Origin of the sequence: Paraburkholderia sp. J69-1 (genome assembly GCF_905220255.1) — a bacterium.
Taxonomy (GTDB): domain Bacteria; phylum Pseudomonadota; class Gammaproteobacteria; order Burkholderiales; family Burkholderiaceae; genus Paraburkholderia.
This window is the reverse complement of sequence record NZ_CAJMZG010000005.1, coordinates 98,978-125,454: the sequence shown is the minus strand read 5'-3', so window position 1 is coordinate 125,454 and position 26,477 is coordinate 98,978. Positions and strand designations below refer to the sequence as shown.

Below are 26,477 nucleotides of genomic sequence, written 5' to 3'. Positions count from 1 at the left end.
CCACTACGAAGCAGCGTTGCTGCAACTGAAGCAGCACGTGAAGCAGTATAGAAATGCAGCCCGTGCACAAATAATTGAAAACGCCCCTGGCCACAGCACCACATATCGAAATGGGCGGTCGAAACAGCAGAATGCACAGCGCTGGATCTGACCGCCCGTCGTGTGCAGGTTCAGTCCAGCTGGCCCTGGCAGACGTACTTGATGTGCATGTATTCCTCGAGGCCGTGCGTCGAGCCTTCGCGGCCGTAACCGGAATCCTTCACGCCGCCGAACGGAGCGGCTTCGGCGGCGAGCGCGCCTTCGTTGACGCCGACGATGCCGCTTTCCAGCGCGTCCGCGAGACGCCAGATGCGGCGCACGTCGGTCGAGTAGAAGTAGGCGGCGAGACCGAACGGCGTGGCATTGGCCTGGGCGATTACATCGGCTTCGGTTTCGAAGCGCGTGATCGGCACGACCGGGCCGAAGGTTTCCTCGCACGAGCAATCCATCGAAGGCGTGGCGTGGGTCAGGACGGTCGGCGCGAAATAGTTCGCCGAGGTGCACTGTTCCGACTGCACGCGCGTTCCGCCCACTACCACTTTTGCACCGTTTTCCACGGCATTGCGCACGTGACGCTCGATCTTTTCGACCGCGCGTGCATTGATCATCGGGCCGATCTGCGAGCTCGCGCTGGTGGCCGGACCGACCACCAGTGCGCCGACCCGCGCGGCCAGCTTTTCGACGAAGGCGTCATGCACGCCCGCCTGCACGTAGACGCGGTTCGGGCACACGCAGGTCTGCCCGCCGTTGCGGAACTTCGAGATCATCAGGCCTTCGACGGCGGCGTCGAGATCGGCATCGTCGAACACGATAAACGGTGCGTTGCCGCCCAGTTCGAGCGAGAGCTTCTTGAGCGTGTCGGCGCTGCGGCGCGCGAGATGCTTGCCCACCGGCGTTGATCCCGTGAAGGTAATCTTGCGCACGCGCGCATCGTCGAGCCAGACGTCGACCACGGCGGGTGTGTTCTCGCGCGAGGCGGTGACGATGTTCAGCACGCCCGCGGGCACGCCGGCTTCTTCGGCGAGCTTGACCAGCGCGAGCGACGTGAGCGGCGTGTCTTCGGCGGGCTTGCACACGACCGTGCAGCCGGCGGCCAGCGCCGGGGCGATCTTGCGCGCGATCATCGCGGCCGGGAAATTCCACGGCGTGACGGCGGCGATCACGCCCACCGGTTCGCGGAGCGCATACATGCGTCGGCCCGGCACTGGCGCCGGAATGATCTCGCCGTTCGTGCGGGTGGCTTCTTCGGCGAACCATTCGACGTAGCTGGCGGCGTACAGCACTTCACCCTTGCCTTCGGCGAGCGGCTTGCCCTGTTCGCGCGAGATCAGCTTGCCGAGGTCTTCGGTATGCGCGACGATCAGATCGTTCCAGCGCTTGATGATGGCGGCGCGCTGCTTTGCCGGCACCTTGCGCCAGGACGCGAACGCTTTCTGTGCGGCATCGACGGCGCGTTTTGCGTCTTCAGCGCCGCTGTTGGGCACTTGCGTGAACACGGCGTCGGTGGCCGGATCGCTGACCGGGAAGGTGGTGCCGTCGATGGCGTTCACCCACGCGCCATCGATATAGTTGCGGCCCGGCAGCAGGGAGTCGTTGCTGATGCTCAGAGACATGGTGCTTTCCTTGATCTCGTGAAGAGTGAGGGGTTTCAGTCGCGTGTCGATGCGCTTTAGCAGTCACGCGGCGATTTCGGTTTTCGGCAACTGGACTTCGTCGATCCAGCCGCGTCGCAGTTCGGGCACGGAGCGCGAAAGCAGTTCGTAGTACGGATGATGCGGGCCACGCTCGTAGTCTTCGCGCGCGACCTGGGTGACCTTGCGGCCGTGCTGCATGACGACGATTTCATCGCAGATCGCACGCACCGTATGCAGGTCATGGCTGATGAAGAGATACGACACGCCCAGATCCTTGCGCAGATCGGCCATCAGATCGAGCACGGCCGCGCCCACCACGGTGTCGAGCGCCGACGTGACTTCGTCGCACAGCAGCAGATCAGGCTCGGCGGCCAGCGCGCGGGCGAGGTTGACACGCTGCTTCTGGCCGCCCGAGAGCGCGGCCGGCGCACGCTCCATCAGCGTGCGGGGCAGGCGCACCATGTCGAGCAGTTGCGCGATGCGCGTGCGCAGAGGCTTGCCCTGCAGGCCGTGATAGAACTGCAGCGGCCTGGCAAGAATGCGCTCGATGCTATGCGCGGGGTTCAGCGCGGTGTCGGCGATCTGGAACACGATCTGGATGCGGCGAAGCTCGTCGCGACTGCGCTTGTCGAGTTGCGGCGACATAGGCTTGCCGTCAAACGCAATGCGCCCTTCGAACGGTGCGATCAGACCGGCCACGGCGCGCGCGAGCGTGGTCTTGCCCGAACCCGATTCGCCGATCACGCCAATGGCTTGACCACGATAGAGCTTGAGATCGACTTTATCGAGGATGCGGTTTTGCGGGCGGCCCTGCGCGTCGAGCGGACCGTAGCCCGCACACAGCGCGTCGATCTGCAGCAAAGGTTGCGGGGGCATGCGCGTGCCGTTGGGGTCCGCGTGCAGCAGCGGGGCGTCGGCGCGCGCAGCCGTCTGAACGCGAGTGTCGTCATCCGGCGTAGCCGCGTGACGCTCCTTCGGGCGCGCGGCGGCCAGCAGACTGCGCGTGTAGTCGTCTTCGGGCGCGTGCAGGATCTGGTCCGACTCGCCGTACTCGCGCATCTTGCCGTGGCGCAGCACGAGGATGTGATCGGCGACCTGCGCGACCACGGCCAGATCGTGGCTGACATACACGGCGCTGGTCTTGCGCTGCTGCACCACGCGGCGGAAGGCGCGCAGCACTTCGACCTGAGTGGTCACGTCGAGCGCCGTGGTGGGTTCGTCGAGGATCACGAGATCGGGGTCGGTGATCAGCGCCATCGCGGCCATCAGCCGTTGCAACTGTCCGCCCGACACCTGATGCGGATAACGCGCGCCGATGGTTTCCGGGTTCGGCAAGGCGAGTTCGCGGAACAGTTCGACGGCGCGCTTTTCGGCTTCCGCGCGCGGCATCGTGCCGTGAATGCGGGCCGGTTCGACCACCTGATCCATGATCGTGCGCGAAGGATTGAACGACGCCGACGCACTCTGCGCGATATACGTGACCACGCGACCGCGCAGCGCGCGCTGCGCGGCGGCATCGAGCGCGACGACGTTACGCCCGCCGACATCGACGAAACTGTCCGGCGCAATCGCGCAGCCGTCGCGCGCATAGCCCATCAGGGCGAGCGCTGTCGTGGTCTTGCCGGAGCCGGATTCGCCAATTAGCGCGAGCACTTGGCCCGGCGCGATATCGAAGGCGAGACGATCCACCAGCACCGATTCGCCCGCCATGATGGTCAGGTCTTTGACATGAATTGCCGCGCCCATTTAGCGTGCCTCCTCGTCGGCTGCGCTCGCGATCTGCGCGCGACGCGTAGCGTTGAATTTTTCGTTGAACCGGGCCTGACGGCGGGCATCGCGGCTCGCCTTGCGCGCGCCGCCCGGCAGGTTGTCGATCACCAGATTCACGGCGATCGTCAGGCTGGCGATGGCCAGCGCAGGCGCGATCACGGCGAGCGCGCCTTCGGCGAGACCGTCGAGGTTTTCGCGCACGAGCGAGCCCCAGTCGGCGTCGGGCGGCTGGATGCCGAGACCCAGGAAGCTCAGGCTCGCGAGCAGCAGCACGACGTAGACGAAACGCAGCCCCAGATCGGCGAGCATCGGGCTCAGGATGTTGGGCAGGATTTCCTGCAGCATGATGTAGGCCGTGCCTTCGCCGCGTGTGCGGGCGACTGCGATGTAATCCATCGCGTGGATGTTGATGGCGAGCGAGCGGGCGATGCGGTAGGCGCCGGGCAGATAGATGATCGCCGCCGTCGCGGTCAGCATGACGGTGGAGGAGCCGAACGCCGCCACCATGATGAGCGCGAACATCTTGCTCGGAATCGCCGTGAGCGTATCGAGCGTTCGGCTCATGGCGGCGTCGAGCTTCGGACCGCCGACAATCGCCAGCAACGCCAGCGCAGTGCCAATGCCGCTGGCCAGCAGCGTTGCGATCAGCGCGAGTCCCACGGTATAGCGCGCGCCCATCATCACGCGGTCGAGCATGTCGCGGCCGAGGTAGTCGGTGCCGAGCGGATGCTGGGCGCTCGCGCTCGCGAAAATCTGCACGTTGTCGGGCGACGTGCTGCTGCCGTCACCGGCCAGCGGCCCGGCGATGGCGGCGGCGATCCACACCAGCACGATCGCGAGACCGATCCAGCCGGGCACGCCCAGGCCGCCCAGCGTGCGGCGCAGGTGAATGAAGCGCGGGTGCGCACTCAGGTCGGCCACGGCGTCGGCCGCAGGTGGCGCGAGTTTGCCCTCAGAGGTCGATTGGGTCATCTTCTTGAACTCCACAAGCGAAAGGGTGATGACGCGTTAGCGATGGCGCAGGCGCGGATTGCCGAGAATCCCGCAGACGTCCGCGAGCGTGACGAGCACGAGATAGGCGAAGCAGAAAATCATCGCGCAGGCCTGCACGACCGGCATGTCGCGCTGGCTGACGCTATCGACCATCAGCTTGGCGATGCCCGGGTAGTTGAAGACCGTCTCGATGATGATCACGCCGCCCAGCAGATACGAAAGGCTCAGCGCCACCGCATTGGCGATCGGGCCGATCGCGTTGGGCAGCGCATGGAACATCACCATGCGGAACGACGTCGCGCCCTTGAGTCGCACCATTTCGATGTACGGCGCCTTCAACTGGTCGATCAGCGCGGCGCGCGTCATGCGCACCATCTGCGCGACGATCACGCAGCACAGGCACATCACCGGCATGGCGAGCGCGCGCAGCACGCGGCCGAACGGCGCGCCATCGTCGAGATAGGCGAGCGCGGGCAGCCATTGCAGCTTGACTGCGAACAGCAGCACGGCGAGCGAGGCGACCAGGAATTCCGGCACCGAAACCACCGCCAGCACGCCGACGCTAACCGTGCGGTCGAACGCGCGCCCGCGCAGCACGGCGCACAGAATGCCGAGCGCCAGCGCGATCGGCACGGAAACCAGCGTGGTGATGCCCGCGAGCAGGAGCGAATGCGACAGGCGATCGCCAACGAGGCTCGACACGCTCAGATGCGTGAGCATCGATTCGCCCGCGTGGCCCGTGAGCATACCGGTGAGCCAGTGCCAGTAGCGCACGGGCGCTGGCACGTCGAGACCCATCTGCGCGCGCAACGCCGCCACGGCTTCGGGCGTGGCGTCCTGGCCTAGCTGCGATTGGGCGGCGTCGCCGGGCAATACCGCGGTAATCGCGAACACGATGGCGGAGATCGCGAGTAGCGATAGAACGGCAGCGCCCACGCGGCGCGCCAGCAGGCGAACAATCACAGTGTTCATGTCGGACACCCCTCAAATGGACCGCTCGCCGCGCATCCCTGCGATGCACGGCGCTTTTTGCTTCGCTGTTTGCCTCGATGCGCGATCAGGCCGACAGCCATACGTGCTCGCCGAACGAATACCCCATCATGCCGCCCAGCGGAATCGGCGAAAGGCCTTGCAGTTTCTTGCTGTGACCGTCGATGGTCGCGAGGAACAGCGGAATGCCGATGCCGGAGTCGCTGCGGATCATCGTCTGCATATCGGCGTAAATTTGCTTGCGTTTGGCCACGTCCATTTCGGCGCGCGCCGTGAGCAGCAATTGGTCGAACTTCGGATTCTTCCAGCGCGACTCGTTCCAGGGCGCATCCGACTTGAAGAACTGCGTGAACAGCGTGTCGGCGTTCGGGCGCGGATTGACCGTGCCGAAACCCACCGGCGCGCTCAGCCAGTAGTTCGACCAAAAGCCGTCGGCGGGCATGCGCTTGACGTCCAGATTCAGGCCGACCTTGCGCGCCGTCTGTTGCAGGATCAGCGCCATGTCGACCGAATACATCGCGGCGGGCGAGGCGACCACGGGAATCGGCGTGTTGCCCAGATTGGCCTTGGCGAGGTAGAACTTCGCTTTGTCCAGATCCATCTGCGTTTGCGGCAGGCCCGGCGTGTAGAAGCGGTTGGTCGGATCGATCGGCTGATCGTTTCCGGTGACCGCATAACCGAGCGCGATCGACTGCTTCATCAGGTTACGGTCGAGCAGCAGCTTCATGGCTTGCACGAAGTTCGGGTTGGCGCCGGGACCGCTGTCGCGATGCATGATCAGATCGGTGTACTGGCCCGACTGCGTGACGAACACGCTGGCATTCGACGAACCTTTCACGCGCGCCACCGAGCGCGGGTTGATCGACGCGACCAGATCCATGTCGCCGGAGAGCAGCGCATTGACGCGCGCGCTTTCGTCGCCGATCCCCACGAATTCGATTTCGTCGAGATAGGGCAGGCCCGGTTTCCAGTAGTTCGGATTGCGAACCATGATCGAACGTACGCCCGGCTGGAAGGTTTGCAGCTTGAACGGACCCGTGCCGATGCCTTTCGAAAAATCGTTCGTGCCGTCCTTGACGATATGGAAATAGAACGTGCCGAGAATCACCGGCAGATCCGCATTGGGCGCGGAGAGCGTCACCGTGACTTCGTTCGGACCGCTGGCCTTCACGCTGTCGATCTGGTCGACCAGCGTCTTTGCTTTCGAGGCGACGGCCGGGTCTTTGTGGCGCATGATCGAGAACACCACGTCGGCGGGCGAGAGCGCCTTGCCGTCGTGGAAGGTCACGCCCTTGCGCAGCGTGAACACCCAGACGCGCGCATCGGTGGTGGTGAACGATTCGGCCAGTGCCGGGCGCGGCGCGAGCGTGGCGTCGAGTTCGACCAGATTGTTGTAGAGCATCGTGCCGCGGCAATAGTCGGTCTTGTTCGACTGTTTGGCCGGGTCCAGTGTGTCGTTCGCCGAGCCGTTGTCACCCGCGACGCGAATCTTGCCGCCTTTGCGCGGCGTCTGTGCATACGCAGTGCCTGCCACGCCGGCGAGCGTGCCGGCCATCGCGAGTTGCATGCCGCCTGCCGCGAGCATGCGCAGCACGTCGCGACGGGTTGCGCCGTGTTGGAGAGCGCCGATCAGACGATCCGATTCCGGTGCGCCAACGAGAGTTTCGAGTTTTTTACTTTCAGACATGGCTACACGTTCCTGGAGGCAAAATCATGGTTGAAAACGGAATGCGCTTGCGCGGGTCGTCAGGCAATGGCGTCTTTCATCTTGTAGTAGAGGCCGATCAAAGGCAGGAACCACGGCGGCCCGAAATGGCCCGGCACCGCTGGCCAGTCGCGCCCTGACCACGGATTGGCCGCGCGCTCGCCGAGCATCGTGCGGGCGATGCAGCGGCCCGTATGCGTGGACATCTGCGTGCCGTGGCCGCTGAAACCCAGCGCATAGAAGAGGCCGTCGCGCTCGCCCGCATGGGGCAGGCGGTCCTGCGTCATATCGACGATGCCACCCCAGCAATGCGTGAGCGGCACGTCGGCGAGTTGCGGGAAAGTGGCCAGCAGGCCTTCGCGCAGGATCTTTCCGCTGGTGGCATCCGACTGCGGATTGGACACCGCGAAACGCGCGCGGCCGCCGAAGATCAGCCGATGATCGGGCGACACGCGGAAGTAGTGATGCAGATTCGAGGTCGTGACATAGGTGCGGCGCTCACGCAGCAACGCGCGTGCGCGGGCCTCGCCCAGCGGTGCGCTCGCTACGATAAAGCTGCCGATCGGCACCACGCGGCGGCGAATCCAGCCGAAGCTGCCGTAGTTGCCGTGGCGCGTCGCGCCGGTGGCGAGCAGCACCTTGCCGGCCTGCACGGTGCCGCGCGCGGTCTGCACGCGATAGCCGTGCGCCGTGTTCGCGATGCGCTCCAGACGCAGGGCGGCCGTGCGCGTATGAATCTGCGCACCCGCGCGTTGTGCGGCTTCGGCGAGACCCTTGCCGAAGCGGCCCATATGCATCTGGGCGCTCTTTTTATAAAGCAGACCGCCGTGGTAGCTGTCGCTGTCCACTTCGGCGCGCACGGTATGGCGATCGAGCAGCTCGATGTCGGTGTCTACGCCGTCGGTGATCAGGCGTTCGTAGCTGCGCGCGAGCGCGTCGTAGTGCGCCGGTCGCGAGGCCAGTTTGAGCTTGCCGTGACGTATGAAATCGCAGTCGATCGCTTCTTCGCGCACGATGCGCTCGACGGTATCGACGGCGGCGTCGTAAAGCTGATAGAACGAGCGCGCTTTTTCAGCACCGATTTGCGCGGCCAGCGCCGCGTAATCGACCGCGAGACCGTTGTTCACATGGCCGCCGTTGCGGCCGGAGGCTTCGGCGACCACGGTATCGTTGGCTTCGAGCACCACCACGCGCGCGCCGGCGTGAGCCAGCGTCAGCGCCGCGGAGAGCCCGCAAAATCCGGCTCCGATCACCACCACGTCTGCGCTGGACGGCAGCGGCGCGGTGGTGTGCTCCGTTACCTCGACACCTTCCTTCCAATACGAATCGAGTTTCATCGACAGATGCGATCTCCAGGTTCAACCAGGGTGAGGCGGTAATGACCGCCCGGGTGAAGAACAGTGATGAAATTGAATCACGCCAAAACGGAGGCTTCGCATCGTATTGGCCGGTTCACACAGCGGGAACTACGGTTTATGGGGGGCTCGACAGCATTGTTTGCCGTGCAGCGGAAATGACATGCTGGATGCTGTTTGATTGAGCAACGGCGCAAAAAAATACGCGGGGATGCTATTGAGGTTTGTGCTGATGGACGTTGTTTTCGCGTGAAAAACATGTGGCGTTTTTCCTATCGCGCGCAAATTCCGGCGGGCGATCATGGGGCTGATAAAACCATTCGACCTTCATGAACGATTCAAACAGACATGAGCGGGTAGACGCGGCGCGCTTTTCGCTGCGCGATCTGTGCGAGGCGGACTTGCCCGCCGCGCAGCGCTTTTCCGAAGAAGCGGGTTGGCCGCATCGGCTGAGCGACTGGCAGTCGCTGAGTGCGCTCGGTACGGGCCGGGTCGTGATGTGCGACGGCCAGATCTCTTCACTCGGGCAGATTTTCGTGTGGGACGAGCACGCGGCTTCGATCAGCCTGCTGGTTTCGGATGCGGCGCACCGCGCGGGCGAAGCCGAAGCCGTGCTGCTGCGCGATCTCATCGAACGTGCGGGAACGCGCAGCGTCACAGTGCATGCGTTTGGCCACTGGCGGCAGGCGGTCGAACGCTTTGGCTTTCGCGAGAGCGGCGCGGTGCTGCAGTATCAGGGCCGCCCGCGTTCGGCGCCGCTGATCGCCATTCCGGCGGGCACGCGTCTGCGCCCGGCAAGCCGCGCGGACGAAGCCGCGTTATGCGAACTCGACGCCCGCGCCAACGGCATGCGGCGCGACCGGCTGATCGCCGCGTGGCTCGATCAGCACGTACAGGCCATCGTGCTGGATAGCGAAGCCTCGGAAGACGGCATGCTGGGCTTCGCATTTCTGCGCCGCTTCGGGCGCGGTACCTTGATTGGCCCGGTGGTGGCGTCCGAGCCGCAACTGGCTCAGGCCTTGATCGCCCATCTCTGCGGCATGGCTGCCGGCAAGTTCCTGCGTCTGGACGCGGTCGAACAATATGCGGTGCCGATCGGTGCGTGGTTCGAAAGCCTTGGGTTGACCTGCGTGAATCGTGTCCCCAAAATGACACTCGGCGACGCTACGCCTGGCGCCGCCGACCTGCACACCTTTGCCGTTGCTGCTCAGGCTCTGGGTTAGACGATCCGTATCGGAACATTGGGGAAGCGCAGTATGAGTACAAATATGCAGCTGGATCGACTGGATCTGCGGATTCTGAGCCAGCTTCAAAAGAATGGACGGATGACCAATGTGGATCTCGCCGAAGCGGTTGGGCTCTCGGCGAGTCCGTGCCTGAACCGCGTCAAGCGTCTGGAGCAGGCAGGCTTCATTAGCGGCTACAGCGCGCAGATTTGCATGGAGAAGATCGGTGACATCCTGACGGTGTTCACGGAAGTGACTTTATCCGACCATCATCGCGAGGATTTCATCCGCTTCGAAAAAGCGGTGAAGGAACTGGACGAAGTGATCGAATGCCATCTGGTGAGCGGCGGCTACGATTATCTGCTGAAGGTCGTGGCGCGCGGCGTCAACCATTATCAGGAACTGATGGAAGGGCTGCTGGAGCGCAATGTGGGGATCGAGAAATACTTCAGCTATATCGTGATCAAATCGCCTTTCATCAAGACGCATTATCCGATCGAGAAAGTGTTTGGCGGCAAGGTTTGACCGCTTTCCTCTGAGTTTTTAATAGACGATGCGCTTTCGTGGCGAGAGCGCATCGTTCGATTAATGGTACGGCATCCGAATCAATTTCAGGCGGCGGCCATTACCACATAGACCTTGCGCAGCGGCGTCTTGATATCCCAGACGCCCGTGGTATTGGCCGGGAAAAACAGCGTGTCGCCGGCCTTAATGGACTGCGCTTCGCCACCGGTTGGCGTGAACGTGCATTCGCCAGAGAGAATGTGCATGACTTCGGCATTGGCCAAGTGACGCGCGAAGCGTCCCGCTGACACTTCCCACAGCCCCGAGCGATTGCCGCCCGACCCTTCGAGCGGCACTTCCAGCGTCTGCGTCACGCAGACCGGTTCGGTGATCGGTGCTCCTACTGGGCCCGAAGGCTTGAGGTCCTGGCATTGCGCGCTTTGCGTAAGAATGGTGATCGGCATGATTTGTCCGGTCGTTGCGCTTAATGACCGGCTTCCACGGCGTCGGCGAGTTGCGCGAGCGTGTGGAAGTGGTAGTCGGGAACCGTGTGAGCGGACTCGATCGTGCCGCCGGAGCTGGGCATGCCATGACGGCGCTCGATCCAGCAACTCGTAATGCCAAGTTCCCGTGCGATGCCGATGTCGTGATACTGGCTCTGCGCAACGTGCAGATTGTCTTCCTGACGCAAACCCCAGGCCTGTTCGAAACGGCCGCGGGCGTAGGCGAAATAACGCGCATCCGGCTTTTCGCACAGCGCGTCGTCGCAGGCGAGCAGCATATCGAACGGCTCGCCCAGGGTCTTCGAGAAATGCGCGAGCGCCCATGTCTGCGCATTGGTCATCGTCACCAGTTTGAAGTGCTTGCGCAGGCGCTTGAGCGCTTCCACGGAGTCCGGGAACGCAGGCCATTCGGAGACCGAATCACGAAAGCCTTTGGCGACTTCGTCGCTGTCGGGCAGACCCAGGCGCGGCGCGATTAGCTTCCAGCACAGTTCGAGATCGTCGGGATACCAGATCGTATCGGCACGCTTGCGCGCTTGGCGATAGGCGCCAAGGAAATCTTCGTCCGAGACTTTGGCGTCGCCCGCTACCTTGTGCAGGTAGTTCAGCATGCCGCGCTCGAAATCGATCAGGGTACCGACGACGTCGAACGTCAAGACTTTGAAGCGTTTCAGACTCATGGGGTGCTCGCGGATGAAAGGGAAGAGAAGAGAGCCGACGTGTCGCCGGTTTGCTGTTGCTGAAACTGTTTAGGGCTCATGCCGCAGCTCGCTTTCATGCTGCGCGACAGATGACTCTGATCGTAGAAGCCCGACGCCTGCGCTGCATCCACGGGCGTGCAGCCCTGGCGCAGCAGGTTTTGCGCATGCCCGACCCGAACTCGCGTCACATAGCGATGCGGCGATTCGCCGGTCAGTCCTTTGAAGAGAACGGTGAAGCGCCACATGCTCAGGCAGGCGCGCGCGGCCAGCGCCGCGACGCTCAGATCGCTGGCGGGGCTCGCGTGAATCTGCGCGATCGCGAGTTCGACGCCCGCACGCGTGCGCAGCCCGTTCAGAGCACGGATGCCGCCACTGGGCGCGCAAGGCGCGTGGACTGCGGCTGCGTTCGTTGCGTGGGCAAGGTCGGACATGAATTTCATAGTGGAGAGCTTACGATTGCTCCGGCCACCGAAAAAACTCATTTGCCCGCGTCAGGCAGTATCAAATCGCGATCACGGAGGGTGGCTCCGTAGAAAATGCGGGGATGTTGGATGGCTTGTGCGTAGGCCAGGGAATAACGCGGCGAAGAATGTGGCGAATAGCGCTGCGAATAACACGGACCGTTATTCGCCCTCTGTGAATCGTCGATTCATTCGCCAGAAGAGAGCGCCGCCGCTAGCCCGAGCGACGGATACGCGCTATCGACCGCGGCCAGATCGGCGCGCATCTCCGCAAGCAGCCAGTCGCGCACTTCGGCGACGATCGGCCTGAGCGGGCGTCCCGGCGCCCAGGACAGACAGCACAGACGGTTCGTCACCAGCAGTTCGTCCACGGCGGGCACCAGCGCCCGCTGCGCGAGCCAGTGCATGACGACGTTGACCCAGCCGAGCGCGAGACCCTGGCCGAGCAGCGCGGCCTGCACGACGATTGCGTAATCGTTGAAGCTCAGCACGCCAGCCGCGCGCCGCGTCTCGTTCGCGAATGCAGCAAAGCGTGCGTGCCAGCCGCGCTCTTCGTCGTCCATGACGATGACGGTGTCGCCGTGCGCCAGCCAGTCCTCGCCCAGCGCGAGTTCCTGATAGCGTTGATTGCACACCGGCAGCAGCACCTCAGGCATAACCCTGATGCTGTTTTCCCCCATCTCCGCTTCGTGCAGAAAACGCATGCCCAGATCGACATCGCCGAGCGGTCCGCCGATCCGACCCGAAATCAGCTGAAAGCGCAGATCGACCGAAGGAAACGCCTCGTTCAGACGGCTCATGCGCGGCATCAGCCAGTGCGTGGTGAAGGCGGTGGAAACCGAGAGCGTGACCGGCTCGACGCCCGTGGCGCGGGCCTCGATCTCTAGAATCGCTTCCTCGATACCGTTCAGTCCCTCTGAAATTTTGCGGTACAGAATGCGGCCGTTCTCGGTCAATTCGATGCCGCCATGCACGCGCTCGAACAGGCGCACGCCAATATGGTCTTCCATGCGCGCCAGCATGCGGCTTACGGCGGGCTGGCTGACATAAAGCTCCTGCGCGGCGCGCGTGAAGTTACCGCAGCGCGCGGCGGCCTCGAAGACGAACAGCGCGTTGGCGCTCGGGAGTTTTCGGCGAAGGTTTGGCATGACCTGATGTTATGCCTGATCCAACAATTCGGGAATTGCCGTCAAAAAAATCGCCGCCTATTCTTGGTTCAACACTGACTGAAAGGCGGAGCGCGACGATGGACGCACGAGTAAAGGCAGGCGTATCGATTCGATCGGCGGTCAAACGTTATGGCCAGGTCGTTGCGCTCGACGATGTGTCGCTCGAGGTCGCGCAAGGGGAATTCGTTTCGCTGCTCGGCCCGTCGGGTTCGGGCAAGACCACGCTGCTCGGGATTCTCGGCGGTTTCGTGCAGCCGTCCAGCGGCAGTGTCTGGGTTGGCGAGCGTGACATTACATTTGCGCCGCCGCACAAGCGCGAAATCGGTATCGTGTTCCAGAACTACGCGTTGTTTCCGCACATGACGGTGGGCGAGAACGTGGCGTTCCCGCTGCGCGCCCGCCGCGAGCCGAAATCGGGCTGGGCCCGCAAGGTGGCCGATGCGCTTTCGATGGTCGAGTTGCGCGGCTACGAAAGCCGGCGTATCAGCGAGCTTTCGGGCGGCCAGCGCCAGCGAGTCGCGCTGGCTCGCGCGATGGTGTTCGAACCGCAACTGATCCTGATGGACGAACCGCTGTCCGCGCTCGACAAGCAATTGCGCGAGACGATGCAGATCGAACTGCGCCGCTTGCATCGCCGGCTTGGCGCGACGATCGTCTATGTGACGCACGACCAGCGCGAGGCGCTGACCATGAGCGATCGCGTGGCAGTACTGAAGAACGGCAAGCTGGTGCAGATCGATACGCCCGAGCGTTTGTACGACCGGCCCTGCAATGCGTTCGTGGCGAGCTTTATCGGCGAGGCGACCTTGCTGCCTGTCACGCGCGCGGGCGACGACGCGGTGCGGCTGGGCGACGCCGTGCTGCGATCCGCCGAACCGCTGCCGAACGGCGACAAGCTGCTGCTCGCGGTGCAGACCGAAAAGCTGGTGATCGACAGCGGCGATGCGCCGCCCGACGCCAATCGCCTGTCGGCCCGCGTGACCGAAGTGCTGTATCAGGGCGAGAGCCTGCGCGTGTTCGCGAAGCTCGCGGACGGCACCGCGCTCAGCCTGCGCCAGCCGGGCAATCACGATGCGCGGCATCGCATTCCGGCGCCCGGTTCCCCCGTTTCCGTTGCACTTAGTCCGCGCGACACGATCGTCGTACCCGCGTGAGCGCGCGCGGGTGCCGCGCATGCCGTCTTTCCAGCCAACCGTAACGCAATCAAGGACCCCTCCATGAAGCTCACCGATTTCAAGGTGCTGACGTTCGACGTCGTCGGCACGCTGATCAACTTCGAACAAGGCGTGTTGACCTCGGTTCGCCGCCTCGGCGGTCCGGCCGCTAAGGATCTGACCGACGAGCAGATTTTCGAGCCCTATCTGCGCGGCCGCGCGAAATTCTATGGCCGCTCCAGCCACGAGATGGCCAATGTGTGGCTGTCGCTGGCCGCCGAACTCGACCTGCCCGCTGATGAGACCACGGCCGCCGCCTTCCAGCGCGACGTGCTCGACTGGCCGGCATTCGAGGATTCGGTGGCGGCGCTCAAGCGGCTGCGCAAGCACTTCCGGCTGGTTGCGATGACGAACGCCGACCGCGTTGCGCTTTCCGCGTACGCACACACGCTGGGCGACCCGTTCGACGATACGGTCTGCTGCGACGAAACCGGCGTAGCGAAGCCCGATCCGCAATTCTTTGCCTATAACCGTGGTCGTCAGGCGGCGTTCGGCTACAAGTTCGGCGAAATCCTGCACACGGCGCAAAGCCAGTATCACGACATCGGCATCGCGACGGAGCTGGGCTATTCGACCTGCTGGATCGAGCGCCGACGCGGCCAGGTGGGTTTCGGCGGCACGCCGGTGCCCGAAAAAGTGACGACGCCGACTTTCTGCTTCCCGACGCTCGCGGCACTCGCCGACGCCGTCGAAGCCGAACTCTGCGCGGCCTGACGATGCTCGCGCCGCCGGTTTCGACCTCGCCGCAGCCGGAATCGCTTTGGCGACATCTGGCTGGCCAGGCCGCCTCGCTGGACGCGCCGGTTGGCGCGGGGCCGCTCACGCGCGATCTGCAGGTCGAGATCGCCGTGATCGGCGCCGGCTACTCCGGCCTGTGCGCCGCCTACGCGTTGCAGCAGCGCGGCGTGTCGTGCGCGGTGCTCGACGCGAATCCGGTCGGGTGGGGCGCGAGCGGGCGCAATGGCGGCGTGGTGTCGTCGAAGTTTCGCCCGTCGTTTTCGGCGATCGCGAGCACGCATGGGGTCGACGTGGCGAGGCGCATGCACCGTCTCGCGCACGAGGGCGTGCGTACGGTCGAGGCGCTGGTCGACGAATGCGGGATTGCGCGCGCGCAGTTCGAACGCACCGGCAGCCTGCGCTGCGCGCATACCGCGCGTGCGCTCGCGTCGATTGTCGCGGAAGCCGAATGGGTGCGCGCGCAACTGGGCGACCGCTCGATGACGGTGCTGTCGCGCGACGAAGTCAGCGCCGAAACCGGCTCGACCGGTTTTGTCGGCGGCGTGCTCAGCGCCGACGCCGGGACGATCCTGCCGCTCGAATACGTGCTGGGCATTGCGCGTGTGGTCGCGTCACGCGGCGTGCCGATCCACACCTCCACGCCCGTGCTCGCAATCGATCGCACGCCGGGCGTTGATGGAGTCACCTTGCGCACGCCCGGTGCGAACGTGCGCGCGCGCCAGGTGATCGTCGCGACAAACGCCTATTCGGACCTCACGCCCGCAACCGATGCCATGCGCCGCGAGCTGGTGCCGTTTCGCAGCGCGATGATCGCGACTGAACGCCTGCCCGCCGCGCTGGACGCGAAGCTGATGACGCAGCGGCGCAGCTACACCGAAACGCGCCGCATGATGAAGTGGTTCCGCCGCGCGGACGGCCGCATGCTGTTCGGCGGGCGCGATGCTTTCGGCAAGGAAGGGCAGGACACCGGTTTCGAGGCGCTGCGCCGGGCCATGGTCGGGCTGTTCCCGGATCTTGCCGATATTCGCGTCGAGTTCCGTTGGTCCGGCTATGTCGGCATGACTTTCAATGCGCTGCCGCATGTGGGCCGCGCGGACGACGCGACGGTGTTCTGCGTCGGCTATAACGGCGCGGGCGTGGCCATGGCGAGCCTGATCGGCAAGCATGCTGCCGCGCTGGCTCTTGGCGACACGCCCGATCTTGCGCTGCTCGCGCAGAACGGGCTGCGCCCCGTGCCGTTTCACTCGCTGCGCGCGCCAGGTGTCAGAATCGTGGCCGCGTGGTATCAGTTCCTCGATGCCATGGGGGCATGATGACTACTGCCAGAGCACTTGTTTCAGAGGCCGGAACCGCACCGATGCAACCCGACGAGACCGCCGCCGCGCGGCACCATCAACGCCGCGAAAACCGCACGATGCTGCTGCTGATGGCGCCCGCGCTGGCCGTGATCGTGGTCCTGCTGGTCGTGCCGCTGGCCTGGCTGTCGTGGCAGTCGGTGCGGCAGGACGGCGGCTTCGCGCTCGCGAACTACTATCGCGTGTTCAGCGGCACTTATCTCGACACCTTCCTGCTCACCTTCAAGCTGAGCCTGATCGTGACCGGCGCGACGCTCCTGCTTGGCTATCCGGTGGCGTTTCTCGCGGCTTCCGTGCGGCCAAGAATCACCGCGCTGATTCTTGGCATGGTGATCCTGCCGTTCTGGACCAGCGTGCTGGTGCGCACCTATGCCTGGCTCGTGCTGCTGCAGCGCACCGGCGTCGTGAACAAGCTGCTGCTGGCTTCGGGCCTGGTCGATCGCCCGGTCCAGCTTGCCTACAACGAGTTCGGAACGATCGTGGCGATGGTGCATATCCTGCTGCCGTTCATGGTGCTGCCGCTCTATTCGGCGATGCAGAAAATCCCGACCAATCTCTCGCAGGCCGCCGCGAGTCTCGGCGCGACGCCGATGCAGGCGTTCCTGCGCGTGTTCCTGCCGCTTTCGCTGGGCGGCGTGGTCGCGGGCGTGACGCTCGTGTTCGTGCTGTGCCTGGGCTTCTACATCACGCCTGAACTGATGGGCGGCGGCAAATCGATCATGGTGTCGATGGTGGTCAGCCGCAACGTCGAAATCTACAACAGCTGGGGCGCGGCGAGTTCCGTGTGCGTGGTGCTGCTGCTGTGCGTATTCGCGATCTTCTATCTGGCTAGCCGCGTGATTCCGCTCGACAAGACCCTGGGGGCGAAATGAGACCGAACCCGTTCGTGCGCGGCGCGCTGATCGCGCTGGTGGTGCTGATTCTCGCGTTCCTGATGATTCCGGTGCTGATCGTCGTGCCGCTGTCGTTCTCGGATACGCGCTTCATGACTTTCCCGCCGCCCGCGTTGTCGCTGCGCTGGTACGAGTCGTTCTTCGGCAATCCCGAATGGCTGGCGGCGGCGCGCATCACGCTGATTGCTTCGCTGTCCGCGGCCTGTATCGCCACGCCGGTCGGCGTGGCGGCGGCCTACGCCATCGAGCACGGCGAGCATCCGCTGATCCGCCCGCTCAAGACCGTGCTGATGCTGCCGATGATCGTGCCGATCATCATCGTCGCGGTGGGCGTGTTCTTCGTCTATTCGAAGTTTGGCTATGTGAATACGCTGGGCGGGCTGATTGTCGCCGATGCGATGCTTGGGCTGCCCTACGTGCTGATTTCGGTCGGCACCGATCTGCGCTCGTTCGATCACGCCCAGGAAATGGCGGCGCGCAGCCTCGGTATGAACAGGCTGCGCAGCTTTCTGACGGTGACGCTGCCGCAGATCCGTTCGAGTGTGATCTCGGGCGCGGTGTTCGTGTTCATTCAAGCGCTCGACGAAACGGTAGTGGCGCTGTTCGTTTCCGGCGGCGACAACCAGACGCTCACGCGCCGGATGTTCGTCACGCTGCGCGACGAAATCGATCCGACCATCGCCGCGATCAGCACGATGCTGACTGCGCTGACGCTTGCGCTCGTACTGCTCGTGGTGGTCAGCCGGCGCAGCGGCCAGGGTAATGTGCAGCCGGCGCGCGCCTGAGTCTGGGCCGAGCCTCTTTCCCGTGACTGGAATCCCCCATGACAGAGCATGCCCTGAAGTTCTATATCGATGGCGCGTGGGTTGCGCCCGCTGGCAACGCGCGCCTGCCGGTCATCGATCCTTGCACCGAACAGCCCTTCGCCGAAGTCGCCATCGGTGACGCGCGCGATGTCGATCGGGCGGTGGGTGCGGCTAAACGCGCCTTCGAATCGTTTGCGCAGACCACCCCGGCCGAACGCGTCGCCCTCGTGCGCCGCATTCTGGACATGTACCTGGTGCGCTACGACGACATCGCCGCGGCCATCTCGCGCGAGATCGGCGCGCCGCAGGCGCTTGCGCACGAATGGCAGGCCGGTATCGGCCGCCGCCATCTGGAAGAACTGCTGAAGACCTGCGAGCACTTCGTCTGGGAGCGCAACAAGGGCAGCACGCGCGTGCGTTACGAACCAGTTGGCGTCGTCGCGCTGATTACGCCCTGGAACTGGCCGATCAACCAGATCGTCTGCAAGGTAGCGCCCGCGCTGGTCGCGGGTTGCACGATGGTGCTCAAGCCAAGCGAGATCTCGCCGCTGAACGCGGTGCTGTTCGCCGAAGTGCTCGATTCCGCGGGCGTGCCGCCTGGCGTGTTCAATCTCGTGCAGGGCGACGGACCTTCGGTGGGCGCGCCGCTGGCGGCGCATCCTGACATCGACATGGTGTCGTTCACGGGCTCGACGCGCGCCGGCATCCAGATCGCGCAACTCGCCGCGCCCACGGTCAAGCGTGTGCATCAGGAACTGGGCGGCAAGTCGGCGAATCTGCTGCTCGACGATGTCGATTTCGAGGATGCCGTGACGAAGGGCGTGTACGCCTGTTTCGGCAACAGCGGGCAATCGTGCAATGCGCCCACGCGCATGCTGGTGCCCGCCGCGCGTCACGCGCAAGCGGTCGAGATCGCGCGACGCGCGGCGCTGGCGCATCGCGTCGGCCCGGCCGATGCGCCCGGCACGACGCTGGGGCCGGTGGTCAGCGAGGTGCAGTTCGGCCGCGTGCAGGAACTGATCGGCGCGGGCATTGCCGAAGGTGCGACGCTCGTGGCGGGCGGCGTGGGACGGCCGGTCGGGCTCGAACTGGGCTACTACGTGCAGCCGACCGTGTTCGCCGATGTCACTCCGGACATGCGGATCGCCCGCGAGGAGATCTTCGGGCCGGTCCTGACGATCATTCCGTATCGCGACGACGAAGACGCGATTGCGATCGCCAACGACAGCCCGTATGGGCTGGCCGCGTATGTGCAGTCGGCGGATGTGGAGCGCGGGCGCCGAGTGGCGTACCGCCTGCGCGCGGGCAGCGTGTATCTGAACTATCCGGCGTGGGATGCGGGCGCGCCGTTCGGCGGTTACAAGCAGTCGGGCAACGGCCGCGAGTATGGCGAATGGGGTATCGAATCGTTTCTGGAAGTGAAGGGCGTGGTGGGCTACGGCGAGTGAAACGCGCGCGCTTGGCGAGGGCGGGGTGCTCCGGTCAGGCGCGCGCGTTTCGACCTGTATTCAGGTCTTTGCTTGCTTCAGCATGTCGGCGATCCGCTCGGCGATCATGATCGTCGGCACGTTCGTGTTCGCGCAGGGAATCGACGGCATCACGGACGCGTCGCACACGCTCAGGCCATCGACATCGTGAACCGCGCCGTTGGTCCCGGTCACCGCGAGCGGGTCGCTATGCGCACCCATCTTGCACGTACCCGAAGGATGCCAGGTGCCGCCCACCGATTGCGTGACGAATCCGCTCAGCGCCGCATCGTCGGCGAGCAGTGTGTCGAGCGTCACGCCCTGGGTGATCACGCGTTCGATCAGCGCCGGCCGCAACGGCCCGGCGACATCGAGCAGCCCGCTGAGCATGCCGCGCTGCAGCGCGTTCCAGCTGCCGGGGCGCGCGACCGAGGCCACGCGCGGCGAATAGCTCGACGGAAAGCGCGGGCCGAGCGTGGCCGCTAGAGTCGGGTCGGCAAGCGTGTGTGCGCCGAAGCGCACCGCGCCTTTCAGGCGTTCGAGATCGCGCGGATCAGAAAGCATCGAGAACTCGACGCTCGGCTCCACCTGGGCGTGCGCACAGGCGAGCGTCACGCGCCCGCGCGAATACGATTTGTTGACCCAGAAGAACATCGTGCCGAGCCGGTAACCAACCGAATGCCAGCCCGAGCGCGACAGGATCGCGCCGTGCATGTCGCCGCCCGGCGTGCCCGCCAGCCCCGACGAATAGCGGACGATCGCCTGCTCGTGATGCTCGTCGGGAAAGGGTGTGCGCGCCTCGTGCGGCAGGAACGCCGAGACGGCAATCGAGGGATGCTCCATCAGATTGCGGCCCACGCCGTCACGCGCGGCGACGACGGCAATGCCGTGCGCCGCCAGGTCGGCCGCTGGGCCGATGCCGCTGCGCATCAGCAAGGCCGGACTGTGGATCGCGCCCGCGCTGACGATCACGCGTGCCGCGCTGATCGTGTCGCGCGTGCCGTCGTGGTACGCGAGTTCCGCGCCGCTCACGCGCCGGCCTTCGAACAGCACGCGCTCGGCCTGGGCTTCGGTCACGATGCTCAGGTTGCGGCGCGCGCGCACGGAATCGTCGAGATAGCAGACCGAGGTGGGAATCCGCTCGCCATTGGCGCTAACGCCGAGCGTGCCGACGAAGGTGCCATCTTCCCATGCGCCGTTCTGGTCGGCGCGCAGCGGGTAGCCACGGCGGCCCAGCGCGTCGATCACCCCGCGCACGAACGGCGAAAGCCGCTCGCGCGGCGCGCGCGTGACGCGCAGCGGGCCGCTTTTGCCGTGCAGCGGCCCGTCGAAGTCGACATCGTGTTCGAGCTTCAGAAAATATGGCAGGCAACTCGCCCAGTTCCAGCCGCTCGCGCCGAGCGTTTCCCATTCGTCGTAATCGGCGGGCGCGCCGCGATTGGCCATCAGCGCATTGATCGCGGAGCCGCCGCCGAGTAGCCGCGCCTGTTCATAGCGGCGCGGCGCGGCAGGGGCGCTCATGCGAGCCTGCAGCGTTTGCCATAGATTGCGCGTGTCGAGATAGGCGCGGCCCGGATAGCGGCTGCGGATGTCGGGCGGCAGCGTAGCGTGGGTGAGATTGCGGCCGGCCTCGACGAGACAGACCGTGTTGCGGGCGTCCTCGGACAGCCGCGCGGCAAGCACGCAGCCGGCCGAACCGCCGCCGAGAATCAGGTAGTCGAACACAGGGAGTCGAACGCAGTAAGAGAGGCCGGTTCAGGAGGGCAAATGAGACAGCCGTGCAACAGCGTGACGCTTGCTGGCGGGGGCGCTGTTGCACGGTGTATTGGCTGGCGTTTATTGCTGCATGAACTTCAGCCAGCGCGCCTTGGCCTGGATGCCGGCGTCGGAGGCCCACCATTCTTCGGACATCAGCGCCTGTTTTGCGGCGTTTTCCGGTGCGCTCGGCAATTCGGCGGCGCGCGCCGCGGAGATCTTGCCGGTCTTGTACGCGGCCGGGTTGCCCGGGCCGTAATCGATATAGGTCGGCAGATTCGCCTGCAGATCCGGCGACACCGCGACATCGACGAAACGCACGGCGTTCTGCAGATTCGGCGCGTTCTTCAGGATGCACAACTGCGTGTTTTGCAGGATGCCGTCGTTATAGGTGAAGGCGATGTCCGGGTTGTCCTTGCGCACGGCGCTCGCGCGGCCGTTCCAGATCATTTCCATATCGACTTCGCCGTCGTGCAGCAACTGCGCTGACTGGCCGCCCGACGTCCACCAGACCGCGATATCCGGCTTGATCTGCGCGAGCTTCTTGAAGGCCCGATCGACGTCGAGCGGGTAGAGCTTGTCGCGCGGCACGCCATCGGCGAGCAGGGCGGCTTCGAGCACGGTCTGCGGATCGTTGCGCAGCGCGCGCGTGCCGGGGAAACCCTTGACGTTCCAGAAATCGGCCCAGTTTTGCGGGACTTTCTTCAGCGTCTTCTTGTTGTAGCCGATGACCGTGGAATAGAACTCGTAGGCGACTGAATACGGTGTGCGGTATTTCTCCGGGATCGATGCGGCGTTCGGCATCTTCGAAAAATCGAGCTTCTCGATCAGCCCTTCGCGGCCGCCGCGCAGACAGTTCGAAGTGGGCGTGTCGATCACGTCCCAGATCGGCTTGCCGGTCGCGCCTTGCGCTTTCACCTGCGGCCAGGCGTCCGGGATGCTGTCCTGCGCGATGGTGATGCCAAGCTGCTTTGCTGCCGGGTCGAGGATCGCTTTCGTCTGCGCTTCCTGATACGCACCGCCTTGCGACACGAAAGTTATCTTGCCGGCGGCCTGGGCGGGGGCGCTCGCTGCGGCCACCAGGGCGGCCATCGACGTCATTGTTATGGCGACCGGGCGCCAGCTCTGCAGTTTGATCACGACTCTTCCTCTACGTTGTTGAAGGGGAAAGCTTGCCCGGCAAGGCGCGCCGCTTCGGCAGCACGGTTTTCCGGCGGATTCGGACATGAGGCTGATTCGACTATAGTGAGCCAATTTTGACGCTACAACGCCGAAATTGTTGGAGTCGCTATGACTTGATGTAATGGCGCGGAGGGCGGCGAGGCGTGGTGGCGCGCGGGCAATGAAGGCGGGGTAGTGCAAACGTGTTCAGCGATCGACCGGTGCGCGTGTGCGCTACACGCTTACACCATCAAGTGATCCATCATGGCGAAAACGGTCGATATTCGTGCATTGCATTGCCCCACAAGCAGGCATAACCCTGGCGTAAAAGAGGCATAAAGCGCATCGGTAAATCTGGCCTGGTTTCCTTCCGCCAAGAATACATATTTTTCCGACAATACTCACACCGGATGCGCTATTCCCCACTATGCTGCGGCGCAGCAGTGCATAAAATGGGATGAAGCTTTCGAATCTGCATGGGTATTTTTTGGTGCATTGTCGCGACCTCTTCCAACGCTGGCAGGGTGTTCGCGCAAACGCCGGATTCGATGCGGCTTTCACTCATTTGGCTTTGCTTTAGCTTCGCAATTCCAAGTTTGTTGCATATGCAAATCGAATAAGAAAACGACGCAATATCGGCCAGCGAACAAATAAAAATAAACATTCGGACAACGTAACACTATCACAAACATCAGACAAAAAGCTGATCAAAAAAAAGCTTGCGCCTAAAGGGAGGCGGGGGAAATCGGAAGCGGTTTTTCAAGTTCCTCGTGCAGTGCTGGTCGAGTGCCTGTGTAGGGCATCGCCGTGCGTCTCGCCGACGCGCTCGCGAAGCAGGCCGCTCGTCGATCCTTGAAGCGGAGTTTGAGGTATGAGGGGACTACCATGATCAGAGAACGCCAGGCGCAGCCCGACCCCGCAGCGAGAATAGAGGCCTGCTGCGTCACCCTGTTCGAGCGGTGGTGCGAGAGCAGGCTCGTGATACCGCTCGCCTATCTGATGTCGGTGTGGCCGCTCGCCACGCCGTCACCCATCTATATGAAGCGGCTTTCAAGGTCGCTCGACGATCTGGTTCGCGCGCACGGCGAAATGCTGGGCGCCGACGATTGCCGCCTGATCGAAGATGCGATTGCGCACGCCGAACGACCGCCGCGCAACTGAGCCTGGGCGGCATGCCACGTCTCGCCGGTTTGCCTGCGCGGCAGGACAACGCGAGTGGTATTTCGGCCTGGCTGCGCATCGCGCGCCAGTGGCCGGCACAACAGGGGAAATCAGATGGAGCACCTTTCCAATGGATTGGGCGTGGTGCCCAATCGGGCCAGCGGACCACGCAACGCCCGCACGGTCAGACAGATCGGCATCACATTGTTCAACGGCTTTGCGCAACAGGAGGCCATTACCGTCGCGCGGGCGTTTCAACTGGCCAATGCCTTGTCGCGGTCATCGCGCAGCGACAGCGCGATCTATCATTTGAGGCTGCTTTCGGTCGCCGGCGGGATGATCGCGAGTTCATCGACGATGCTGGTCTGGACCGAGAGTATCGATGCCTGTCATCAGGGCGAAGGCTTCGATGCGCTTTTTATCATGGGCGGCGCCGGTGCGCATCATGCGCTCAGCGATGGACGCCTGGTCGGCTGGTTGCGTCAGGCGGTGCCGCGTTGCCGGGTGACTCTGCCGATTGCCGAGGGACGCCTGCTGCTCGATGCGTCCGGCGGATCGCCTGCGCGTCACGCGCGCGCGCCAGGCGAAGCGCCGCATCATGGCGTGTCCCGTTCTGCCGATGCGGGCGCTTACGCGAATTTCGTCGGACCGCTGCGGATGGCGCTCGATGTCATTCAGGCGGATCTGGACGCGGATATCGTCAACCAGATCGCCGTGGCCGTAGCGCCGCCAGCCGAGACGCAATTTACAGCCATCGTGCGCAAGAACGCCGAGCACTTCGTCAGCGAGCGCATTCAGGCTTCGGCGCGCTGGCTGCTGGCGAATGCGAATACGCAGGTGGTCATGCGCGAGGCGGCGCGCGTGGCGGCCATGAGCGAGCGTAATTTCCTCAGGCGCTTCAAGATTGAAATCGGCGTGACGCCTTCCGACTATCTGATGTATGCGCGGCTCGATATGTGTTGCCGGTTGCTGGTCGAAACCAATCTCTCCGTGGACAAGATCGCGGAGCGTTGTGGCATTGGTTGCGGCGGGCGGCTGTCGAAGTTGCTGCGCAAGCATCTCTCCACCACGGCCACTGCCTATCGCGCCGATGCCCGGCGGATGGCGGGCGCACCGATCGCGTTGCTTGGTGCGCAGGCGATGCAAGCGCCAACGGTGTCACCAGCGCCGCCAGCGGCGGCCGCCCGCGTTGCAGAGCCGCTTAGGTCGCCCGGCCTCGAACCGTTGGTCTGATATCGATGCGGCCAGATGCGCCGACGGGTGTCTCACGCCCGTCGGCGAAACCTAGAAGGTGAACGACACCCCTGCAAAAATCGAATAGCGTACGAGACTGCCGAATTCGCTGCGGCTCGGCCCGAACGTTACGGAAGGCACGAAATACAGCAGCCAGTTTTGTCCCACTTCATATTCGACATCGGAAAGCAATTGGGTCGAATGATCGTTGAGATCCTGAATCAGCCGCACGGTGAGGCCAACGTTGCGCACGAGTTTCGTATCCACGTACTGGAGCAGCAGATAATCGCGGCGCGGATACGGATTGGTCGGATCGAGCGCCAGCGGCGACACGCATTGGGCGACGTCGTTTTGCGTGCAGCCCGCGTTATGGTGGAAGTATTCGCCTGTAATCATGGCGCCGTTGAGCAGCGTGTATGTGGCGCCTGCCAGCAGATCGTAATCGGGATGCGGGAGCGCGGCATTGGTGGAGAGCGCGGCGCTGCCTTCGCTGTAGAGCAGCAGTGCATCGGAGATGTTCCAGCCGCCGAAATAGCCGATTCTCCAGGGCGTGGTATCGCGTTTGGAAACGATCAGCGAGGCGTAGGCTTTCTCGCCCGTGTAGTCGAATTTACCGGCATACGCCTTGTGGAATGGCCCGCTTGCGTCGCCGCTTTCGTTGAGACGGCCCGAGCCGGTATTCGCGATGAACGAACCGGTGAATGACGAATTCGGGATGACGACCATTCGCCCGTAGTCCAAGCCCGGTTGCTCGATGGCCGGATTGTTCTTGCCGTTATTCTGGTTGAACGGATTGGACGGCGAAAGCAGTTGCGACGGGCCCCATTGCAGATTTTCGCGGCCATAGCTCACGAGCAATTGATCGGTCACGTGGTAACGGGCAATCCATTCGTTGATATAGGCGGTGGCGGTCGTGATGTCCGTACCGCCCTGGACGCCGTTTTGCACACGGCTCCAGTCCGCTTCGAAACGCGGTTTGATGCCCAGCTCCAGCTGCCGGAAAGTCAGGTTGAAGTCCGGGCGTAGGAGTAATTGCGTTTCGTAGCGATGCACCGCGAGCGCGTTATTCGGATTCAGCGTCGAATTGACCGGGTCTTGCACAACGCCGTAACCCAGCACGTTGATACGGGAATAGAAACCCGAAATCAGTTCCTGCGCGAGCGGCGAGCTGAGCGTTGGTTCGTCGAGTGAGTTTGACGGGGCGCTGACTGCTATATTTGCTGCGCTGGTTGTCGTGGGCGCGGGTAGGTCCGTGCCGCTCACCAGCGCGACGGGTTTCGGTAGCACGGTGCTGGCTGCATCCGCCGCGACCACGTCTTCGGGGAGCGGCGCAAGCGTGAGCGCGATTGGTTCGCCGTCGATGGGCGGCGCCTCGCTGTGGGCGTCCGCAAGATCGGGCGGCAAGGTCGATGTGCGCGCAACCTTATCGTCGTCGGGATTGTCGCTGTCGTAGCGCGATTCGCGTGCTTGCGCACGCGGTGGGGGCATGTCCGGCGCGGCGGCCGCCGATGCAGCGGGCGGATCGGCGGTATCGGCAGCATCGGCCAGCGCCACGCCGGGCGCGGCGAGACTCACGCCAAGCGCGAGCCCCGAAGCAATGAGGAACGGTACAGTCATTACGGTCTCCCAGGCATCTTCAAGCGAT

23 protein-coding genes are annotated in these 26,477 nt (G+C 64.1%); 10 read left to right on the top strand and 13 right to left on the bottom strand.

Features of this window, described 5'->3' with window-relative positions:
* Window positions 1–170: 170 nt before the first annotated feature.
* The 6 genes from U5A67_RS10790 to U5A67_RS10765 all read right to left on the bottom strand — a co-directional run bounded on the left by U5A67_RS10790 (window position 171) and on the right by U5A67_RS10765 (window position 8,468).
* Entirely contained in the window at window positions 171–1,652 is a 1,482-nt protein-coding gene (locus tag U5A67_RS10790) for an NAD-dependent succinate-semialdehyde dehydrogenase (RefSeq protein ID WP_321813975.1), read from the bottom strand.
* Window positions 1,653–1,715: 63 nt separating this feature from the next.
* Window positions 1,716–3,419 carry an ABC transporter ATP-binding protein gene (locus U5A67_RS10785; RefSeq protein ID WP_321813974.1) on the bottom strand — a complete coding sequence of 568 codons (1,704 nt, stop codon included), beginning with the start codon at window positions 3,417–3,419 and terminating at the stop codon, window positions 1,716–1,718.
* Window positions 3,420–4,415, bottom strand: a complete 996-nt coding sequence (locus U5A67_RS10780; RefSeq protein ID WP_321813973.1) for an ABC transporter permease — start codon at window positions 4,413–4,415, stop codon at window positions 3,420–3,422.
* A gap of 36 nt (window positions 4,416–4,451) precedes the next feature.
* The gene (locus U5A67_RS10775) at window positions 4,452–5,408 is read right to left on the bottom strand and encodes an ABC transporter permease (RefSeq protein WP_205981997.1); all 957 of its coding nucleotides are present in this window, start codon (window positions 5,406–5,408) and stop codon (window positions 4,452–4,454) included.
* 85 nt (window positions 5,409–5,493) lie between these two features.
* Entirely contained in the window at window positions 5,494–7,113 is a 1,620-nt protein-coding gene (locus U5A67_RS10770) for an ABC transporter substrate-binding protein (RefSeq protein ID WP_321813972.1), read from the bottom strand.
* Window positions 7,114–7,172: 59 nt separating this feature from the next.
* Window positions 7,173–8,468 (bottom strand): FAD-binding oxidoreductase, encoded by a 1,296-nt coding sequence (locus U5A67_RS10765; protein ID WP_321813971.1) that lies wholly within the window; start codon window positions 8,466–8,468, stop codon window positions 7,173–7,175.
* 347 nt (window positions 8,469–8,815) lie between these two features.
* Between U5A67_RS10765 and U5A67_RS10760 the strand changes: the two genes are divergently transcribed.
* Window positions 8,816–9,709 carry an N-acetyltransferase gene (locus U5A67_RS10760; protein WP_321813970.1) on the top strand — a complete coding sequence of 298 codons (894 nt, stop codon included), beginning with the start codon at window positions 8,816–8,818 and terminating at the stop codon, window positions 9,707–9,709.
* 33 nt (window positions 9,710–9,742) lie between these two features.
* Window positions 9,743–10,237 carry an Lrp/AsnC family transcriptional regulator gene (locus U5A67_RS10755; RefSeq protein ID WP_205981993.1) on the top strand — a complete coding sequence of 165 codons (495 nt, stop codon included), beginning with the start codon at window positions 9,743–9,745 and terminating at the stop codon, window positions 10,235–10,237.
* A gap of 86 nt (window positions 10,238–10,323) precedes the next feature.
* Here U5A67_RS10755 and U5A67_RS10750 read toward each other — a convergent pair whose 3' ends face one another.
* From U5A67_RS10750 to U5A67_RS10735, 4 genes are all read right to left on the bottom strand, one after another.
* Complete coding sequence (locus tag U5A67_RS10750; protein ID WP_321813969.1) at window positions 10,324–10,680, bottom strand: cupin domain-containing protein; 357 nt, start codon at window positions 10,678–10,680, stop codon at window positions 10,324–10,326.
* A 20-nt stretch (window positions 10,681–10,700) separates the two neighbouring features.
* Complete coding sequence (locus U5A67_RS10745) at window positions 10,701–11,399, bottom strand: HAD-IA family hydrolase (RefSeq protein WP_321813968.1); 699 nt, start codon at window positions 11,397–11,399, stop codon at window positions 10,701–10,703.
* Window positions 11,396–11,851, bottom strand: coding sequence for a helix-turn-helix domain-containing protein (locus U5A67_RS10740; RefSeq protein WP_205981990.1), 456 nt, complete (start codon window positions 11,849–11,851; stop codon window positions 11,396–11,398). Before U5A67_RS10740 ends, U5A67_RS10745 begins: the two co-directional genes overlap by 4 nt.
* A gap of 218 nt (window positions 11,852–12,069) precedes the next feature.
* The gene (locus U5A67_RS10735) at window positions 12,070–13,029 is read right to left on the bottom strand and encodes a LysR family transcriptional regulator (RefSeq protein ID WP_321813967.1); all 960 of its coding nucleotides are present in this window, start codon (window positions 13,027–13,029) and stop codon (window positions 12,070–12,072) included.
* A 98-nt stretch (window positions 13,030–13,127) separates the two neighbouring features.
* On the opposite strand from U5A67_RS10735, the gene U5A67_RS10730 reads away from it, so the two are divergent.
* The 6 genes from U5A67_RS10730 (at window position 13,128) to U5A67_RS10705 (ending at window position 19,504) form a co-directional block, all read left to right on the top strand.
* A complete protein-coding gene (locus U5A67_RS10730) occupies window positions 13,128–14,204 on the top strand; it encodes an ABC transporter ATP-binding protein (protein WP_321813966.1) in 1,077 nt (358 codons plus the stop codon).
* Between the two features lie 63 nt (window positions 14,205–14,267).
* Complete coding sequence (locus tag U5A67_RS10725) at window positions 14,268–14,978, top strand: HAD-IA family hydrolase (RefSeq protein ID WP_321813965.1); 711 nt, start codon at window positions 14,268–14,270, stop codon at window positions 14,976–14,978.
* A gap of 2 nt (window positions 14,979–14,980) precedes the next feature.
* Window positions 14,981–16,315, top strand: coding sequence for an FAD-dependent oxidoreductase (locus U5A67_RS10720; protein WP_321813964.1), 1,335 nt, complete (start codon window positions 14,981–14,983; stop codon window positions 16,313–16,315).
* Window positions 16,316–16,359: 44 nt separating this feature from the next.
* The gene (locus U5A67_RS10715; RefSeq protein ID WP_321813963.1) at window positions 16,360–17,229 is read left to right on the top strand and encodes an ABC transporter permease; all 870 of its coding nucleotides are present in this window, start codon (window positions 16,360–16,362) and stop codon (window positions 17,227–17,229) included.
* Window positions 17,226–18,035 carry an ABC transporter permease gene (locus U5A67_RS10710; RefSeq protein WP_321813962.1) on the top strand — a complete coding sequence of 270 codons (810 nt, stop codon included), beginning with the start codon at window positions 17,226–17,228 and terminating at the stop codon, window positions 18,033–18,035. Before U5A67_RS10715 ends, U5A67_RS10710 begins: the two co-directional genes overlap by 4 nt.
* Window positions 18,036–18,073: 38 nt before the next feature.
* Complete coding sequence (locus tag U5A67_RS10705; protein ID WP_321813961.1) at window positions 18,074–19,504, top strand: aldehyde dehydrogenase family protein; 1,431 nt, start codon at window positions 18,074–18,076, stop codon at window positions 19,502–19,504.
* Window positions 19,505–19,564: 60 nt separating this feature from the next.
* On the opposite strand, the gene U5A67_RS10700 is transcribed toward U5A67_RS10705, so the two are convergent.
* Together U5A67_RS10700 and U5A67_RS10695 are read right to left on the bottom strand one after the other, a co-directional pair.
* A complete protein-coding gene (locus U5A67_RS10700; protein WP_321813960.1) occupies window positions 19,565–21,247 on the bottom strand; it encodes a GMC family oxidoreductase in 1,683 nt (560 codons plus the stop codon).
* Between the two features lie 111 nt (window positions 21,248–21,358).
* Window positions 21,359–22,378, bottom strand: a complete 1,020-nt coding sequence (locus tag U5A67_RS10695; RefSeq protein WP_321814209.1) for an ABC transporter substrate-binding protein — start codon at window positions 22,376–22,378, stop codon at window positions 21,359–21,361.
* A gap of 945 nt (window positions 22,379–23,323) precedes the next feature.
* On the opposite strand from U5A67_RS10695, the gene U5A67_RS10690 reads away from it, so the two are divergent.
* Both U5A67_RS10690 and U5A67_RS10685 read left to right on the top strand, forming a co-directional pair.
* Window positions 23,324–23,599 carry a hypothetical protein gene (locus U5A67_RS10690; RefSeq protein WP_205981981.1) on the top strand — a complete coding sequence of 92 codons (276 nt, stop codon included), beginning with the start codon at window positions 23,324–23,326 and terminating at the stop codon, window positions 23,597–23,599.
* A 114-nt stretch (window positions 23,600–23,713) separates the two neighbouring features.
* The gene (locus tag U5A67_RS10685) at window positions 23,714–24,832 is read left to right on the top strand and encodes a helix-turn-helix domain-containing protein (protein WP_321813959.1); all 1,119 of its coding nucleotides are present in this window, start codon (window positions 23,714–23,716) and stop codon (window positions 24,830–24,832) included.
* 51 nt (window positions 24,833–24,883) lie between these two features.
* On the opposite strand, the gene U5A67_RS10680 is transcribed toward U5A67_RS10685, so the two are convergent.
* Window positions 24,884–26,449, bottom strand: coding sequence for a hypothetical protein (locus U5A67_RS10680; RefSeq protein WP_321813958.1), 1,566 nt, complete (start codon window positions 26,447–26,449; stop codon window positions 24,884–24,886).
* Window positions 26,450–26,477 lie beyond the last annotated feature (28 nt).